We start from the raw sequence: 15,889 nt of genomic DNA, 5'->3' as shown, positions 1-15,889 counted from the left end.
CATGTCAATCGGACACACCCTGCTGGGCCTGCTGGAAAAAGGCCCACGACATGGGTACGACCTCAAACGGGCCTACGACGAGCGCTTCGGCCAAGACCGGCCGTTGCACTACGGGCAGGTCTACACAACGCTGTCGCGCCTGCTCCGCAACGGCCTGGTGATGGAGGCGGGCGTCGAGGCGGGTGACGGTCCGGAGCGCAAGCGGTACGCGATCACGGACGCGGGCGTGACGGACGTGGAGCACTGGCTGGGCACGCCGGAGAAGCCGGAGCCCTACCTGCAGAACACGCTCTACGCGAAGGTCGTGCTGTCCCTGCTGTCCGGTCGTCGCGCGGACGACGTGCTCGACGTCCAGCGCGCCGCCCACCTGGCCGCGATGCGCGAGCTGACCAAGCGCAAGGCCGCCGGTGACCTGGCCGACCAGCTGATCTGCGACCACGCCCTGTTCCACCTGGAGGCCGACCTGCGCTGGCTGGAGCTCACCGCCGCGCGCCTGGACCGGCTGAAGACGGCGGTGACCCGATGACCGACCCGGCAACCCCGTATGACCCAGGATCGGCGCAAGGCCCAGGGTCGGCGCAAGCACTGCTGGAAGCCGTCGACCTGCACAAGTCGTTCGGGCCGACGCCCGCGCTCGACGGCGCCGGCCTGCGCGTGCGCGCCGGTGAGGTGGTGGCCGTGATGGGTCCGTCCGGCTCAGGCAAGTCGACCCTGCTGCACTGCCTGGCCGGCATCCTCACGCCGGACAAGGGCACGGTCCGCTACCGCGACGTGGAGCTCAGCGCGATGGGCGACGGCCTGCGCAGCGAGTTGCGGCGGACCGATTTCGGGTTCGTGTTCCAGTTCGGCCAGCTGGTACCGGAGCTGAGCTGCCTGGAGAACGTGGCGTTACCGCTGCGGCTGGGTTCGGTGAAGCGCAAGGAGGCCGAGTCGCGGGCCCGCGAGTGGCTGGAACGGCTGGAAGTCGCCGACGTCGCGGACAAGCGGCCCGGCGAGACGTCCGGTGGCCAGGGCCAACGGGTCGCGGTCGCACGCGCCCTGGTGACGGGCCCGCGAGTGGTGTTCGCCGACGAGCCGACCGGCGCGCTCGACTCGCTCAACGGCGAACGCGTGATGCAGCTGCTGGTCAACGCGGCGAAGGAGACCAACGCGGCGGTGGTGCTGGTGACGCACGAGCCGCGGGTGGCGGCGTACTCCGACCGCGAGGTCGTGGTGCGCGACGGGAAGTCGCGCGAGATGGAGCCGGTCACGTGAGGCAGTGGTTCTCCGATCTCGCGCTGGGCGTCCGGCTGGCTCTCGGTGGCGGGCGCACGTCGTGGGTCCGGCTCGCGTTGACCGGCGCGGGCATCGGCCTCGGCGTGGCCGTGCTGCTGACGTCGGCCTCGGTCACCACGGTGTTGTCCGAGCGCGCCGAACGGCAGGCCGCGAACGCCCCGGTCACCGGCGAGCAGACGTCGGGGGACGTCCTGTACTTGACGTCGTGGTTCACCGACTACCGCGGCGAGTCGATCTCCGGGCGGTTCGTGAAGGGCACCGGCCCGGACGCGCCGGTGCCGCCGGGTCTGTCGAGGGTGCCCGGCGACGGCGAGATGTTCGTGTCGCCGGCACTCGCGAGGCTGATGGAGTCGCCAGAGGGTGCGCTGTTGTTGGAGCGGTTCCCGCAGCAGGTGATCGGCACCATCGACGAGGTCGGTCTGAACACGCCGCACGACCTCGTGTTCTACGCGGGTGACGCGACCGTCCCGGAGGACGCCAACGCGATCTCCCGGTTCGGCGGGCAGTTGCACGAGAACACCCTCGACCCGGTGCTGTCCCTGCTGGTCATGGTCGGCGTGGTCGCGCTGCTGTTCCCGGTGCTGGTGTTCGTGGGGATCAGCACGCGTCTGGCCGGGGCCGAGCGGGACCGCAGGCTGGCGGCGTTGCGGCTGGTCGGCGCCGGATCGCAGCGGGTGCGCCGGATCGCGGCGGGTGAAGCGCTGCTCGGCGCGTTCGTCGGGCTGGCGGTGGGCGCGGTGCTGTTCCTCGTCGGACGGCAGTTCGTGGAGGACATCCAGGTAGCGGGGCTCAGCGCGTTCAAGAGCGACCTGATCCCGTCACTGCCGTTCGCGGTCATGATCGCCGTGCTGGTGCCGGTGATGGCGGTGGTCACGTCGGTGATCGCGATGCGGCGCACGGTGATCGAGCCGCTTGGCGTGGTGCGCCGGGCGAAGCCGGTGCGCCGGGTGCTGTGGTGGCGGCTGGTGCCGCTCGTCATCGGCGTGGGGGTGCTGATCACCCAGGCCAACGCGTTCGGTGGGACGGAGAGCCAGGGGTCCCCGACGATCGTGATCGGCGGGATCGTGATGCTGCTGCTGGCGATCCCGGTGCTGCTGCCGTGGGTGGTGGAACGCGCGGTGGGCCGGATGCGCGGCGGCGCGCCGTCGTGGCAACTCGCGATCCGCAGGCTGCAGTTGGAGAGCGGCACGGCGGCGCGCGTGGTCGGTGGTGTGGCCGTGGTCCTGGCCGGTGGCATCGCGCTGCAGTCCGTGATGGCCAGCGCCCAGAGCGAGGTCATGGACAGCCCGGCCCCGGAGGTCGACCGCGGCCGGCTCACGATCCACCTGAGTGATTCGACGCCCGAGATGGTCGAGCAGACCGCGAACCTGGTGGCGCGGACGGTGGGCGTGAACCAGGTCCACTCGCTGCGAAGCGTGGGGATGGAGGCCGGTGCGGGCAACTACCACCCGGCGACGGTCGGCACCTGCGAAGCCCTGATGACACAGGCGGTTCTGCCCAGCTGCCAGGACGGCGACTCGTTCTACGTCGACGCCGGCTCCTCCCTGGGTTACGGGACGCAGCTGGAGGCCGGTCAACGGGTCACGGTGTCCGACTCCGATGAGGACCGCCAGAACGATCCACAGTGGACAATCCCGCCGTTCACCGTGGTCAAGGGCCCTGGTGAATCGATCAACTTCCGGAGCGGCCTGTTGCTCACGCCTGCCGTGGCACGTGCCATGCCGGTCGAGCCCGGGAACCCCAGCCTGCTGGTGTTGATCGACCAGAACGAGCCGGACGTCGGGGACCACGTCCGCAACGCCGTGGCCCCGATGACGTGGCGCGTCTTCGTGTCCTACTTCGGCGAGGCCGACGTCACCCAACGGGTGGCGCAGTTCCAGAGCATCCGCCAGGGTCTGTTGGCTGGCTCCCTGATCACGCTGTTGTTGGCGGGCGCGAGTCTGCTGGTGCTGGCCTTGGAGCAGGTCCGCGAACGCAGGCGGCCACTCGCGGTTCTGGCGGCGAGTGGTGTCCCGCGAGGCGCCCTGGGCAGATCGCTCCTCTGGCAGAACGCGGTGCCGTTCCTCTTGGCGCTGGTCGTGGCCGTCGGTGTGGGCAGTGCTCTGGCGGCCCTGCTGTTGAGGATCATGTCCCAGCCGATCGTCCTGGACTGGCCGGGCATCGCGGTGCTCAGCGGCGCGGCGGCGTTCATGGTCGCGGTGGTGACCGTCCTGTCGCTGCCGTCCCTGCGGCGGGCGACGGGCGCGCTGGGCCTGCGTTCCGAGTAACCCCGAACATCTTGTCCACGTCGGCAGGCCACGTCGATGCCCTCCGTCGCGTCTCAAGAGTTGTGATCCCTATGCAGCGCCCCCACCACATCCCCCGGAGCACTCAGGACGCGCTCCGATGAGGTGGGCCGCCGACCTGGTTCTGGGCGTCCGACTGGCTGTCGGGGGCGGCCGGACGTCCTGGGCCAGGTTGGCGCTCACCGCCGCCGGCGTGGGCCTCGGCGTCACCGTCCTGCTCCTGGCCGCCTCCATCGGCCCGGCTCGCGAGGCGAAGTCCGAACGCGTCCAAGCCGCGTCGCTCAACTCCACCGAAGCGGACACCACCCTCAAAGCCCGCTACGTCAGCGTCTCCTGGCAAGGCCGCCTCATCACCGGTGTGGAACTGGCCGCCACCACGCCCGACGCCCCCGTCCCACCCGGCGTCGGCCGCATCCCCGGCCCCGGCGAACTGGTCGTCTCCCCCGAACTGCTCGACCTGATGCGCACCGAGGACTCGGTCCGCGCCCGCTTCCCGGAGCGCGTCATCGGCGTGATCGCCGACGCCGGCCTACCCCGACCGAAATCCCTGACGTTCTACGCCGGACTCCCCGAAGCCCACCTCGACAGCGCCCACGCGGTCACCGGTTTCGGCAGCGAAAGGCCCCCGTCGACCCTGCTGCCCATCTACCGGCTGCTGATGGTCGCCGCGATCAGCGCCCTGCTGGTCCCGCTCGGCATCTTCGTCCTGGTCGCCACCCGCCTCGGCGCCACCGGCCGCGAACAACGGCTGGCCGCGATCCGCCTGGCGGGCGCGTCCCGCAACCAGGTCCGCTGGATCGCGAGCGGTGAGACGTTGACCGGGGCGGTGCTCGGGTTGTTCGTCGGCGTGGCGTTGTTCTTCGCCGCACGGCCGCTCGCCCGGTTCATCGAGGTGGAGGGGGTCGGCTTCTTCCCGACCGACCTGCTGCCCGACCCGCTGCTCGGCGCCATGATCGCGCTCGGCGTGCCGGTGGTCGCGGTCGTGTCGGCCCTGCTCGCACTGCGCACCGAGGACGTCGGCCCGCTCGGCCTGGCCCGCACCGTCGAACTGCCGCGGTACCGGGCGTGGTGGCGGTTCGCGCTGATCGGCACCGGTGCGCTGCTGATCGTGGTGATCTCGACGGTCGGCAGCTACTGGCAGGTGATGTCCGACGCGCGGCTGGCCGTCAGCCTCGGCCTGGGCATCGCGCTGGTCCTCGCGGGCACGGGCGCGGTGCTGCCGTGGCTGGTCGGCAAGGTCGCCCACCGCCTCGAACCGGACGGCATCGCGCCGCTGCTCGCCCTCCGCACCCTCCGCTTCGACTCGGGCACCCCGCGCGTGCTGTCCGGTGTCGTCGTGGTGCTCACCGGCTCGTTGACGCTCCAGGTCCTGCTCGGCGTGGCGGCCCAGTTCACCGCCGCCCCACCGTCCGACACCCCCGGCCGCTGGGTGCTCGACCTGCCCCAACACACCCCGGTCCGGTCGCTGGAAGAGGCGATCGCGCTGGTCGGCGGCGTGCGGCAGGTCAGCGAGGTGCGCTACTACTACTCGGGTACCACCTCCATCATCAGCGCCGACTGCGCCGAGATCGCCGAACGCCTGGAGGTCGACGACTGCGTGACCGGCTCCGCCTACCTGATCGGCCCCGGCCCGGAGCCCGGCACCGAGCTCACCGTCAACGGACAGCAGTGGGTCGTGCCGCAGTACAGGACGTTGACGGGGGACATGCCACAGCTGGTCGTCGCGGGCGGAGCCGATCCGGTGCTGGCGGCCATCCCGCCGACCGAACTGGTCGTGCGGGGCAGCCCGGACGAGTCCTTCGGTGACCGCCTGCTGGCCGCCACCGGCCGGGCCGACCGGGGTGTCACCCTCCGCCGCCAGTTCGGGGCCGGGCAGGTCGAGCTGTTCACGTCGCTGCGCAGCGGTGTCATCGGCGGTTCGGTGCTGCTCACCCTGCTGGCCGTGATCGGTCTCGCGGCGGCGGCCGTGGACCAGGTCTTCGAACGCCGCCGGGCCACGGCGGTGCTGGCCGCGAACGGCGTGCCGGAGAAGGTCCTCGCGGTGTCCGCGCTGTGGCAGTCGGCGATACCCACGGCGCTCGGCATCGGGCTGGCCATCCCGATCGGTCTCGGCACGGCGTGGCTGGTGGCGCCGACCGAACGGTTCCGCGTCGACTGGACCGAGATCGCCACCACGGTCGCCGCCGCGGCGGTCGTCGTCCTCGTGGTGTCCCTGTGCACGCTGCCGGCGCTGCGTTCGGCGATCCGCCCGGCCAGTCTCCGAACGGAGTAGTGGCGAACCGGGTAGCGACGCAGGAAAACGATCATCGGTTCCCCCGACCACACCATCGGGCGGCAGCGGTATCCCCAGGTCAGCCGGACCGCTCTCAAGGAGCATGCAAGATCGGACCAACACTGAACTGCTGACCCGCGCGCAGGCGGGCGACGAGGCCGCGTGGAACGAGATCGTGCGCCGGTACGTGCGCCTGGTCTGGGCGGTGCCGCGGTCGCACCGGCTGAGTCCGGACGACGCGGCCGACGTCTGCCAGGCCACCTGGCTGGCGCTGGCCGAGAACCTGACCCGCATCCGCCGTCCGGACCGGCTGGGCGCGTGGCTGGTCACGACCACCCGGCGCGAGACGCTGACCGTGCTGCGCCTGCGTGGCCGGGAAGAGCCGCTGGACCCGTGGGAACCGCTGGACGACGGGCCGACGCCGGAGGACGCGGCGCTGGACGGTGACTCCGGGACGAGGCTGTGGCGCGCCTACGCGACGTTGACCGACCGTTGCCGGGAAATCCTGCGGCTGGCGGCGTTCGCGCCGGAGTTGTCGTTCACGCAGGTCGCCGAGGCGGTGGGCGTCCCGGTCAACAGCCTGGGCGCCACCCGCGGCCGGTGCCTGGCCGTGCTGCGCCGCCGGATCGGCGTCGAGGTGGCCCGATGACCACCGACCGCGAACTGCTCGACACCCTCGCCCACCTCGTGGACGACCTCGACCCGACTCCGCGAACCCTCGCCGCACAAGCGCAATGCGCGCTGAACGAACGCACCGACGCCGCGACGATGCGGCTGGTCGCCGACTCGGTCCGGACCGCCCCGCCCGGTATGCGTGGGCGGGGCGGCACGCGGACGTTGACCTTCACCGACCTCGACCTGCGGCTCGACCACGTCAGGGGCGGTCTGCACGCCACCGGGCTGGCCCGCGCCGGGACTCTCGCCGTGGTGCGGTGGCCGGGAGGGCAGGTGACGGCCGCGATCGACCCGGCGGGGTGGTTCCACGTCGAACGGGTGCCGTTCGGGCCGGTCAGGTTCGTGTTGCGCGGTACGGGCCGTGATCACGCGACGCCGTGGTTCGTCGCATGACGCGCTTCCTTACGCCGGACCGTTCGCTGGCCCTGGTCGACCGTGCGGAAGCCCTGCTCAACACCGGTCTGGTGCGGGAGGCGAACGTGCTGCTGCGGCCGGCGGTCCACTCACGGCTGCCCGAAGCGCTACTGCTCGCCGCGCGGTGTGCGTTGCGGGGCAACAACTTCGATGCCGCACGGTCGCTTGCCGCCGAGGCGGAAGCCCTGTTCCGGGCTGAGGGCCGTCCGTCGTGGATACCGGCCGCCCAGGCCGTGGCCCTGCGCGCAGGCGCGCCGAGTGCGCCGGGTTCACCGGGTACGCCGATCGAGGTCGCCGACGCCTGCGACCAGCACGGACATCACGACGACGCGGCCGAACTGCGGCTCCTCCATGCGCCCGAGCAGGCCGCCGCACGCAGGTACCGGGGCACGTCCCGGTCGAAGGCCATCGGCTGGCTGGCGCGCGCCCGCCTCGCGCAGACCCGACGCGGCGCAGTGGCCGCGTGCCGGGCCGGTCTGGCACTGCACGAACCCGACACCCACGGAGACCTGGTGGACATCGCCCTCGACCATGCCCTCACCAGCGGAGACGCCCGGTCGGCGTGGCGCTGGAGCGAACGCCGGCCGGTTCACCCGTTCGAACCGGCCCCCGAGGTCGCGGAGGTGCGGGCCGAACTGCGCCTGGCCCGCGTGCGGGGTGATCGGGACCGGATCGTGCGGCTGGAACACGAGATCCGCAGGCTCGCGCAGTCGCCGCGCGCCGCCGGACCGCCCGTCGTCCCGCTGACGGACGTCGTGGACGCGTTGGAGGACAAGGCTTTGCTGATCTTCATCAGCCATCGTGACCGGTTGATGGCGGTGTCCGTGGCGGCCGGCCGGGTCAGGCTGCACGACTTCGGCGAGGCCCGGACCGCCGCCCGGCACGTCCGTTCGCTGGCTCTCGCGGACGCGCCGAACGCGCTCGCCGACCTCGACCGCCTCCTGCGGCCTGGCGGTGACCGGCCGCTGGTCGTCGTGCCGAGCCCGGAACTGGCGCGGATGCCGTGGGCCGCGCTGCCTTCGGCTCGTGGGCGAGCGCTGTCGGTGGCGCCGTCGGCGAGTTGTTGGCATCGGGCCAACACGCGGCCGTTGACCTTGGAGAACCGGCTTTGGGTGGCCGGGCCGTGCCTGCGGCACGCGCACCGGGAGGTGGAGACGTTGCGCCGGACGCACGGCGGGCGGTTCCGCTCCACAGTGGATGAAACGTTGCGCGAAATGGCCCATGCGGACGTGGCGCACATCGCGGCTCATGGTGTCCGGCAAGACGAATTGTTCTCGTATCTGCAGCTGGACGACGGGCCGTTGCACGGGCACGACCTCAACGGCTTGGCGCGCGTGCCGTCGGTCGTGGTGCTGTCGGCGTGCGAGTCCGGTTTGGCGCAGGTGTTGTTGAGACGGGGTGCGCGGGTGGTCGTGGAGAGCGTGCGGGCGGTGCCGGACGATCGGGTGGTGGATCTGATGGTCGATCTCCACGCGAACCTGGCGCAGCCGGCGCAAGCGCTTGCGGACGCCCAGGCGCGGCACGGCGATCTGGGCTTCGTCTGCGTGGGCGCAGGGTGACCACGCACCACCCGACTGAGGGACGCCCATATGGGGTAACTGGACCTTCGGTACCGAAGGCGTTCCTCGGCGGTCCACAACGGACACGAAAGCGGCGTCCACAACGGACATCGGCACTCATCACCCGATTCGGTGGACACGACAGACTGTGTTCACCGACCGCCGGGGCGACCCGGACAGCCGCACCGCACCGCCCTTCCGAGTGGGTTCGGGCGGAGAACGTTCGAAAATGCGGTAACCAGTGCTACACATAGCAGAACGTCGACCTCGAACGGTCCATCCCGTTCGCCGTACTTTGGAACGGTGGTGATCCACAGTGGCAGTCTCCGACGCGGTGCGCCGCAGCGGATCGCTGCTGCTTCGGGCACTCGCCGTCGGCGGGTTGGCGACGGCGGCGTGGTTCGTCTGCGCCGGGGTCGCCTCGGCCGGCGAGGATCACTCGAACGAGATCGCGAAGACGCTCGACGTGGTGAACGTGACGCTCGGCGAGCAGCAGGCGGCAACCACCGACCTCCTGCTCGCCGACGTGCTCCCGCAGCACGCCACACCGTTCACCTCCGCCGGATTCCCGCACGCGCACCGCCCGTCCGAGCCACCGGCGTACAAACACCACCCGGTCGGCGTGGACTTCCACCCCACCAACCGCCCCCTGGTGCTCGACCACTCCTTGGCCGTCGGCTGCCCCTTGGTGGTCGACCGCCCGCCGGAGTTCGACCGCCCATCGCTCGACGTCGGCTTCCCACCCAGTCAGGGCGGGCACCCAGCGGATGACGACAGCTACCCCGGCTCATACCCGTACCCGTACCCGGATGACGACCCGTACCCGGACGACACCGAGTACAGCCACTCCGGTTACAGCCACTCGGGCTCGGTGTCGAACACCATGCCCGCCCCGCTGTACGAGGCAAAGGTCGCCGCGAAGGCCTCCACCCGTGCGGCAGCCGCAGCCGCTTCGACTCCACCGGCCGCGGCTCCCGCACCCGCGGAGGCTCTCGCAACCGCACCGACCCGCGCGGGCGTCCTGCCGTTGGACGTATTCGTGCCCGCCGCACCAGCCGCCCAGATCACGTCGAACGCAGTAGTGATCTGGGAAGTGCCGGAGCCGACCGCCCCCGCACCCGCTCCGACGCAGGCGCCCGCACCCAGTGTGCCGACGGCGTCGTCGAGCAGCGCGGACAACGGCGGCGGTCACCGGGGTGGTGTCATCGCGTCGTTCACCAGCCAGTCGGACCCGAAACCGTTGACCGCGTGGTCGGTGGAACGGCGGGACGACGGCCGATCTCCAGGCAGCATTCCCGGGCTGCCCAGCACGTCACCCGACTGAGTAAGGCAGGACCCGTGTGCCCAGCGCACACGCGGCTATACCTCGTCTGACCAGTCACTTCTCGCACGATCGCTTTCTCGCAATGCACCCACCGCACGACCCCCGGACTTCCCGTCCTGCCGACCGCGCCCCGGCAGGAACGGGCAAGGTCCCATCGCCGCGCTGCCCCCGCGAGCGAAGGGACCGCACGGGAACCTGCGGCAGGGGACGCCAATCCCTGGAGCGTCCCCGCCGCAGGTCCACCACCGCCGTCGGGTTCCGGCCCATCGAGGGGCTGCGCCGGAGCCCGACGGGGCCGGACACCCGATCAGGTGATCATCACCAAAATATGTACGGAAACACCGTTACCCCACCTCGGTTAAACCATGAGGAGCCCCGACCAACCACCCCACACATCCCCCACCCCGCACCCCGCACCGATCCCAGGGCACGACGCGCGAGCAGCGATCCGCAGCGCCATCGGCCATCGGCGAGCCAATAGCGGCGGCGAGGCCGTGAGGCAGCGCGAATCGGGAGGGTGATCAGCAGCAGCCAGTGCGAGCAGCGGCGATCACACCCGCCGGCCTTCGCCGGCCAACTTTGGCCAAGCAGCGGTCGGGCTGAGCGCGGTCAGGTCGCGCAGGCCGGACGTGCCCAGTCGAGCAGGTCGGATCGCGCCCGGTCGGGCGATGAGCAGAGCGAGATCGCCCTGGTCAGGTGCGGGTCAGGTGCGGGGATGCGGGGCAGGCGTGGGTGAGGTTGGGCCCTGGACTTGGGGGCGGTCAGGCGACTGGGACGGTTACGTCGGTCTCGGCTGCGGTGCCGGTGCCGGATACCGAGGCGGCCACCAGGCCTAGGCGGCGTACGGCGTCGCGGAGGACGTCGGGTGGTTGGACGAACGGTAGGCGGAGCCAGCGTTCGAGGCCGCCGTGGGCGCCGAAGCGTGAACCGGGGGCCAGGCGGATGCCGTGGTTCTGGGATGCGACGGCTATGCGGGTGCTCACTGGCGCGTCGAGTTCGCACCAGACGCTGAGGCCGCCCGCCGGCCTGCGGAAACGCCAGCTTGGGCAGTGTTCGCGCAGGGCTTCCATGAGCACGTCGCGTTGGGCCGCCAGCTGGGCGCGCCGTTCGCGCAGGGCCGGTTCGGGGTCGGTCAGCAGTTCGGCCAGCACCAGTTGCTCGACCACCGCGGAACCGAGGTCCATGGCTGTGCGGGTGGAGATCAGGCGGTGGACGACCTCGGTGGACGCGCGGATCCAGCCGATTCTCAGGCCACCCCAATGGGATTTGCTGGCTGAGCCCAGGGTCACCACCAGGTCCTCGGCGAACGTTGCCATGGGTGGTGGGCCGTCCAGGGGGTCGCCGTCCAGGTCCAGCTCGACGACCGTTTCGTCCACCACCAACGGGGTCCGCGCACGCCGCGCCACGTCGGCCAGTTCGGCACGGCCCTCGGCATCCAGGCGGTGCGCCGTCGGGTTGTGGAAGTCGACCACGACGTAAGCCATGCGCGGCGCGGCTTGGCGTAGGGCCGCGGCTATCCCGGGCAGGTCCCAGCCGGTGTCGGTCATCGCCACCGGGACCGGGATCGCCGAGACGGCCTTGATCGCGTCGAGGGCGTTGGGGTAGCTGGGCTGTTCGACCAGCACCCGGTCGCCGGGGCCGGTGAGCAGGCGCAGGGTCAGGGCTAGCGCGTGCTGCGCTCCGCTGGTGATCACGATCTGGTCGGGTGACGTCGGCAGACCGCGGGCCGCGTACCGGTCCGCGATGCGTTGCCGCAGGCCGGGCAGTCCGTGCTCGTAGTAGCCGTGGTCGGCCAAGTGGTCCGGCAGGTAGCGGCGGACCTGGTCGAACGCCGCCAGCACACCCGGTAGCGCCGGCGGTGCGGCACGAGCGAAGTCGATCATGCTGCTGCCCATCAACGGACTGTCCGGAACGATCCCCAACGTCCCGGTGGGCAAGCTGATCCAAGAACCCGCACCACGACGGCTGGCGACCAAGCCTTCGACGCGGAGTTGGTCCAGGGCCGCGGTGATCATCGTGCGGCTGACCGGCAGGACCTCGGCCATCTCGCGTTCCGCGGGCAGCCGGGTGCCGGCGGGCAAGTGCCCGTCCAGAACCAGCATCCGGATCGCCGCGGCCAGGTCCGCCGACCCGTGACGCGCACCACTACGACGCCACTCGCCGAGCAATCGGGCCAGACGGAAGCCGGATATACGTCCACCAGGCGGGACGTCAGGGTTCATAAGGCCAATTATTGCAGATTGGCTGTGGAATACAAGGCCAATCGGAGCGAAGGATGGCCACATGCTCGCCGCCCTCACCCAGGTCCCGGTCACCGTCTCGCCGCTCCGACGCGTCCCCCAACTCCTCGCCGGGCTGTGGCTCTACGGCGCCAGCATGGCGCTCCAGATCCGCGCCACCCTCGGCCTCGACCCGTGGGACGTGCTGCACGAGGGCCTGACCAAGATGACCGGCCTGTCCTTCGGCACGATCACCGCCCTCGTCGGCGTCCTGGTCCTGCTCTGCTGGATCCCGCTCAGACAAAAGCCCGGCGTCGGCACGATCAGCAACGTCATCGTCATCGGCGTCGCGGTGGACGTCAGCCTGGCCCTGCTCCCCAACCCGGCCGAACTCCTGCCGCGCATCCTCTTCCTCACCGCCGGCATCGTGCTGAACGGGCTGGCCGCCGCCGTCTACATCGGCGCCCGCCTGGGCCCCGGCCCGCGCGACGGCCTGACGACCGGTTTCTGCGCGCGGACCGGGACCTCGTTGCGCCTGGTTCGCACCGTGGTGGAGTTGACCGTGCTGGCCATCGGCTGGCTGCTCGGCGGCACGATCGGCGTGGGCACCGTCCTCTACGCCGTCACCATCGGCCCGCTCACGCAGGCGTTCCTCCCCCTGGTCACCTGGGTGAGCGAGCGACCAGCTTCCTGACCTCCGTGTAGCTCACCCCACGCGCTTCCAACACCTCGGCCACGAGCCCCCGCTGGGCCAGCAACGCCAACAACAGGTGCTCCTGGCCGAGCGAGTCGTGGCCGAGGTCGCGCGCTTCGACCAGGCTGCGCTCCAACGTCTTCTTCGCCGCCGCCGTGAACGGCCGGTGGTTGCCGAAGAACCGCCGGCGACGCCGAGGCGCACCGGCCAACGCACCCTCCCCGTGTGAACGTTCGACCGACGCCACGATCTGGTCGACGTCGATGCCCAGCCCGCGCAACGCCGCGGTGTCCGCGTCGCTGAGCCCGCCCTTGCGCCGGGCGGCGGCGAAGGCGTCGACCACCTCGTCCCGCGACAGCTCGAAGCTCGCCAGCACCGGCGCGTCGAGCAGCGCCAGCGCCAGGTGCTCGGGCCCGATCTCCGGCGCGTCGAGGCGTTCGGCCTGCGCCACCGCGTCGTGGACGGTCTGGCGGGCGGCCCTGGTGAACCTTTCCCCGATCATCGATCTCCCCCGTGCTTCTTGTGGACGGCCTGCCGGGTGACCCCGAGTTCGGCCGCGATCTCCTGCCATGACCAGCCGCGGGCGCGGGCGTTGCGCACCTGCACGGCTTCGAGCGTTTCCAGTAGGCGGCGCAGCGCGCTCACTGCTCGCAGCCCGACCCTGGGGTCCTGGTCGCCCGCCGCCGAGGCGAGCTCTGTTGCCTCCGTCATGCCGTCAACTTTGGTTGACAAACGCCGAGTTGTCAACCCAGGTTGACACACTAGGCTCGACACCGATGACGGAGATCACCATCGCCGAACGGGCCGGAGTAGGCGCGGACGGCCTGCCGCGCCCCACCGAGGACCGCATCGTCCGACTGCCGAACGCCGTGGTGCTGCTGGACGGCGCGACCTCGCCGACCCCGCGCGAACGGGACGGCGGCTGGCACTCCCGACACCTGGCCGGCGAGTTCGAGCAGCTGCCCGGCCTGGACGGCGACCTCGCCGACGAACTCGCCCGAGCCATCGAACGCCTGGCCCGCAAACACGCCCTGACGCCGGGGAACTCGCCGTCGAGCACGGTCGCGATCACGCGGTGGACCGAAACCGACGTGGACGTGCTGGTGCTCGCCGACAGCCCGGTGGTGGTGTTCACCGACACCGGCGCGGAGGTCGTCGCCGACACCCGTCTGCGGGACATGCGCGGCAAGGTCGAGCGGATCACGGACTGGCGCAACCGCGAACACGGCTGGTGGGTGGCCGAGGCGGAACCGGCCGCCGCACACCGGGCCGTTCGGGCGAGCTGGCCACGGGACCGAGTGCGCGCCGTGCTCATGGCGACTGACGGTGTGTCCTGCGGCGTGGACGACTACGGCTTGTTCACGGACTGGCAAACCGTGTTGCACATCACATCCGAGAAAGGCCTTGAAACGGTCTTGGACGAGATCCGCGCGGCGGAAGCGAGTGATCCTGATCGCACGAAGTGGAGCCGGTCAAAAGTGCACGACGACCAAGCGCTGGCGGTCATCCGATTCACCCGGGAAAAATGAGAAAAGCCCCTCGCGTCAGGCGAGGGGCTTTCTCGAACGGACTGGTGGCCAGGGGCGGGGTCGAACCGCCGACCTACCGCTTTTCAGGCGGTCGCTCATACCAACTGAGCTACCTGGCCAGGTAGCGGCCCGACCAACCGGCCGAACTGCCTTGCGACCCAGACGGGACTCGAACCCGCGACCTTCGCCGTGACAGGGCGACGCGCTAACCAACTGCGCCACTGGGCCTTGCTTCACTACCGTCACACTTTACTGCTGTCACACTATCTCAACACTGTACTACGTGCCCCCAACGGGATTCGAACCCGCGCTACCGCCTTGAAAGGGCGGGGTCCTAGGCCGCTAGACGATGGGGACCTAGTTCCTCCGGCAGCCCTTGGGCCACCGTTCTTCCCAGGCCCTCCACGCTGTCCGGTGGAAGCATCGTAAGCATAGGGCACGAGTGTCCACACCTCCAAAACGGGGGTGGCACAACTTGTTGACCTGCGATTCCACCCCCGTTCGCGAGGGCTCACCCGTACGTCGGAGCCCCGACTGCGGCGCCGGGCGCAGTCACGGGCGCAGCAGCCGCCCCTTCCGCCACCGGGGTCCAGCGCCACGGCCTGGGTCACGCTCAGCCCCACGGCGCGCAGCGCGGCGAAGTGCAGGCCGCCTCGCAGTTCGCGCAGCACCATCAGGACGTGCCGCGTCACGCCGGCCGAGGAACAACGGCAAGGCGGACGCGTCGGCGGCGTCAGCCACCACGAAGCCGAGCTTCGCGCGCCGTTCCGGCCCGGCCGGGCAGCACGAAGTCCACGGCTTGGGTGCGGCGCCGTGGTGAACCGCTCGTCGTGCCTGGTGACGGTGGCCCCTCCGGAACGTGTCCCGGAGGGGCCATCAGCCGCGCGTCCTACCGCTGCACAGGCGGCGCGCCCCCGTCCTCACCCGGTGACAACCCGAGCATGTCGAGCAGCAGCCGACAGTCCTCGGCACTGGTGGCGCCTCGCGCCACCGACAGCCGGGCCCGGTGCACCTGCTCGTCCGAGATCCGTGATGGTTCACCGGTCCGCTGGGCGGGCACCCCACCGCCGCCCGGCCTGGACATCGTGTCGTCCTGGTTCCACAGGAACTGACGTACTTCTAGGGACCCGCTCATGACGCCTCCCCGACTTGAGGTTGGCGCGAGGCTAAGCGAGCCTGCCGAACCGCCGCAGCCCCCCGGAGAGTGATTCAGGTGCGACTGAGCGTCACTTTCCGTGTAGGCCACTTGGTGTCAAGCGCCGCGTGATGTGCTTGACGCGAACTAGGAGGGTGCAACCCATGACCGAACCGGTACCGGGGCAGACGCCGGAACCAGTGGCGGCGGATGCCGCAACCGCCACGCCGCCGCCGGCAGGCGGGCAGGCGACGGAACAGCAGGCGACGGAGACGCCGGAGCCGGCCGAACCCGCTCCCGCGGCGGGGATGAACCCGCAGGAGCTGTTCGGCAGCCTCTCGCTGGCCGATATCGAGGCGGACATCGACCGGCTGATGAACGACAAGATGAGCCAGCTCGACGGCATGCTCGCGGGCCTGGAGGATCTGGTGCAGAAGCTGGAGGGCGAGATCACGAACCTGGAGCCCCCACCCGACGACCCCACTACCCCATAGGGGTATCACTGCCG

At 70.8% G+C, this 15,889-nt stretch carries 15 protein-coding genes, 3 tRNA genes and 1 pseudogene; 11 read left to right on the top strand and 8 right to left on the bottom strand.

What is annotated here, in order from left to right:
- The first annotated feature begins 1 nt into the window (after position 1).
- The 8 genes from ALI22I_RS40880 to ALI22I_RS40845 all read left to right on the top strand — a co-directional run bounded on the left by ALI22I_RS40880 (position 2) and on the right by ALI22I_RS40845 (position 9,804).
- Positions 2-526 carry a PadR family transcriptional regulator gene (locus ALI22I_RS40880; protein WP_077010903.1) on the top strand — a complete coding sequence of 175 codons (525 nt, stop codon included), beginning with the start codon at positions 2-4 and terminating at the stop codon, positions 524-526.
- Positions 523-1,254: an ABC transporter ATP-binding protein gene (locus ALI22I_RS40875; protein ID WP_077010902.1), complete on the top strand. Its 732-nt coding sequence runs from the start codon at positions 523-525 to the stop codon at positions 1,252-1,254. Before ALI22I_RS40880 ends, ALI22I_RS40875 begins: the two co-directional genes overlap by 4 nt.
- Entirely contained in the window at positions 1,251-3,542 is a 2,292-nt protein-coding gene (locus ALI22I_RS40870) for an FtsX-like permease family protein (RefSeq protein WP_077010901.1), read from the top strand. Before ALI22I_RS40875 ends, ALI22I_RS40870 begins: the two co-directional genes overlap by 4 nt.
- 118 nt (positions 3,543-3,660) lie before the next feature.
- Complete coding sequence (locus ALI22I_RS40865; protein ID WP_077010900.1) at positions 3,661-5,832, top strand: FtsX-like permease family protein; 2,172 nt, start codon at positions 3,661-3,663, stop codon at positions 5,830-5,832.
- 103 nt (positions 5,833-5,935) lie between these two features.
- On the top strand, positions 5,936-6,481 hold the full coding sequence (locus ALI22I_RS40860; protein WP_077010899.1) for an RNA polymerase sigma factor: 546 nt from the start codon (positions 5,936-5,938) through the stop codon (positions 6,479-6,481).
- Positions 6,478-6,900: a hypothetical protein gene (locus ALI22I_RS40855; RefSeq protein ID WP_077010898.1), complete on the top strand. Its 423-nt coding sequence runs from the start codon at positions 6,478-6,480 to the stop codon at positions 6,898-6,900. Before ALI22I_RS40860 ends, ALI22I_RS40855 begins: the two co-directional genes overlap by 4 nt.
- On the top strand, positions 6,897-8,480 hold the full coding sequence (locus tag ALI22I_RS40850; RefSeq protein ID WP_077010897.1) for a CHAT domain-containing protein: 1,584 nt from the start codon (positions 6,897-6,899) through the stop codon (positions 8,478-8,480). Before ALI22I_RS40855 ends, ALI22I_RS40850 begins: the two co-directional genes overlap by 4 nt.
- Positions 8,481-8,796: 316 nt before the next feature.
- Positions 8,797-9,804: a hypothetical protein gene (locus ALI22I_RS40845; RefSeq protein WP_077010896.1), complete on the top strand. Its 1,008-nt coding sequence runs from the start codon at positions 8,797-8,799 to the stop codon at positions 9,802-9,804.
- Between the two features lie 761 nt (positions 9,805-10,565).
- Here ALI22I_RS40845 and yczR read toward each other — a convergent pair.
- A complete protein-coding gene (gene yczR / locus ALI22I_RS40840) occupies positions 10,566-12,026 on the bottom strand; it encodes a MocR-like transcription factor YczR (protein WP_077010895.1) in 1,461 nt (486 codons plus the stop codon).
- Positions 12,027-12,087: 61 nt separating this feature from the next.
- On the opposite strand from yczR, the gene yczE reads away from it, so the two are divergent.
- The gene (gene yczE, locus ALI22I_RS40835; RefSeq protein WP_077010894.1) at positions 12,088-12,717 is read left to right on the top strand and encodes a membrane protein YczE; all 630 of its coding nucleotides are present in this window, start codon (positions 12,088-12,090) and stop codon (positions 12,715-12,717) included.
- On the opposite strand, the gene ALI22I_RS40830 is transcribed toward yczE, so the two are convergent.
- Positions 12,686-13,219 carry a Clp protease N-terminal domain-containing protein gene (locus ALI22I_RS40830; RefSeq protein ID WP_143532684.1) on the bottom strand — a complete coding sequence of 178 codons (534 nt, stop codon included), beginning with the start codon at positions 13,217-13,219 and terminating at the stop codon, positions 12,686-12,688. The two genes, yczE and ALI22I_RS40830, sit on opposite strands and share 32 nt — an antisense overlap.
- The gene (locus ALI22I_RS40825) at positions 13,216-13,428 is read right to left on the bottom strand and encodes a helix-turn-helix domain-containing protein (protein ID WP_077010893.1); all 213 of its coding nucleotides are present in this window, start codon (positions 13,426-13,428) and stop codon (positions 13,216-13,218) included. Before ALI22I_RS40825 ends, ALI22I_RS40830 begins: the two co-directional genes overlap by 4 nt.
- Positions 13,429-13,493: 65 nt before the next feature.
- Here ALI22I_RS40825 and ALI22I_RS40820 point away from each other — a divergent pair, with 65 nt between their 5' ends.
- Positions 13,494-14,246 carry a protein phosphatase 2C domain-containing protein gene (locus tag ALI22I_RS40820; RefSeq protein WP_077010892.1) on the top strand — a complete coding sequence of 251 codons (753 nt, stop codon included), beginning with the start codon at positions 13,494-13,496 and terminating at the stop codon, positions 14,244-14,246.
- A gap of 42 nt (positions 14,247-14,288) precedes the next feature.
- Here the strand turns inward: ALI22I_RS40820 and ALI22I_RS40815 are convergent.
- The 5 genes and pseudogenes from ALI22I_RS40815 to ALI22I_RS40800 form a co-directional block, all read right to left on the bottom strand.
- A tRNA-Phe gene (locus ALI22I_RS40815) sits at positions 14,289-14,365 on the bottom strand.
- 35 nt (positions 14,366-14,400) lie between these two features.
- Positions 14,401-14,474 (bottom strand) — tRNA-Asp (locus ALI22I_RS40810).
- Positions 14,475-14,530: 56 nt separating this feature from the next.
- Positions 14,531-14,603: transfer RNA gene (locus ALI22I_RS40805), tRNA-Glu, on the bottom strand.
- 215 nt (positions 14,604-14,818) lie between these two features.
- Positions 14,819-15,017, bottom strand: a pseudogene (locus ALI22I_RS55780) (SCO6745 family protein); the annotation flags it as partial.
- A 118-nt stretch (positions 15,018-15,135) separates the two neighbouring features.
- Positions 15,136-15,381, bottom strand: coding sequence for a hypothetical protein (locus ALI22I_RS40800; RefSeq protein WP_077010891.1), 246 nt, complete (start codon positions 15,379-15,381; stop codon positions 15,136-15,138).
- A gap of 164 nt (positions 15,382-15,545) precedes the next feature.
- Here ALI22I_RS40800 and ALI22I_RS40795 point away from each other — a divergent pair, with 164 nt between their 5' ends.
- Positions 15,546-15,875, top strand: a complete 330-nt coding sequence (locus ALI22I_RS40795) for a hypothetical protein (RefSeq protein WP_077010890.1) — start codon at positions 15,546-15,548, stop codon at positions 15,873-15,875.
- Positions 15,876-15,889: the final 14 nt, after the last annotated feature.

Source organism: Saccharothrix sp. ALI-22-I (assembly GCF_001984175.1).
Classification (GTDB): Bacteria; Actinomycetota; Actinomycetes; order Mycobacteriales; family Pseudonocardiaceae; genus Actinosynnema.
This window is presented reverse-complemented; position numbering and strand designations above follow the sequence as displayed.

Coding starts and splice junctions, on each gene's coding strand:
- yczE (WP_077010894.1), top strand. CDS start 12,088: ATGCTCGCCGCCCTCACCCAGGTCCCGGTCACCGTCTCGCCGCTCCGA.
- ALI22I_RS40875 (WP_077010902.1), top strand. CDS start 523: ATGACCGACCCGGCAACCCCGTATGACCCAGGATCGGCGCAAGGCCCA.
- ALI22I_RS40825 (WP_077010893.1), bottom strand. CDS start 13,428: ATGACGGAGGCAACAGAGCTCGCCTCGGCGGCGGGCGACCAGGACCCC.
- ALI22I_RS40830 (WP_143532684.1), bottom strand. CDS start 13,219: ATGATCGGGGAAAGGTTCACCAGGGCCGCCCGCCAGACCGTCCACGAC.
- ALI22I_RS40880 (WP_077010903.1), top strand. CDS start 2: ATGTCAATCGGACACACCCTGCTGGGCCTGCTGGAAAAAGGCCCACGA.
- ALI22I_RS40865 (WP_077010900.1), top strand. CDS start 3,661: ATGAGGTGGGCCGCCGACCTGGTTCTGGGCGTCCGACTGGCTGTCGGG.
- ALI22I_RS40820 (WP_077010892.1), top strand. CDS start 13,494: ATGACGGAGATCACCATCGCCGAACGGGCCGGAGTAGGCGCGGACGGC.
- ALI22I_RS40800 (WP_077010891.1), bottom strand. CDS start 15,381: ATGAGCGGGTCCCTAGAAGTACGTCAGTTCCTGTGGAACCAGGACGAC.
- ALI22I_RS40850 (WP_077010897.1), top strand. CDS start 6,897: ATGACGCGCTTCCTTACGCCGGACCGTTCGCTGGCCCTGGTCGACCGT.
- yczR (WP_077010895.1), bottom strand. CDS start 12,026: ATGAACCCTGACGTCCCGCCTGGTGGACGTATATCCGGCTTCCGTCTG.
- ALI22I_RS40860 (WP_077010899.1), top strand. CDS start 5,936: ATGCAAGATCGGACCAACACTGAACTGCTGACCCGCGCGCAGGCGGGC.
- ALI22I_RS40855 (WP_077010898.1), top strand. CDS start 6,478: ATGACCACCGACCGCGAACTGCTCGACACCCTCGCCCACCTCGTGGAC.
- ALI22I_RS40795 (WP_077010890.1), top strand. CDS start 15,546: ATGACCGAACCGGTACCGGGGCAGACGCCGGAACCAGTGGCGGCGGAT.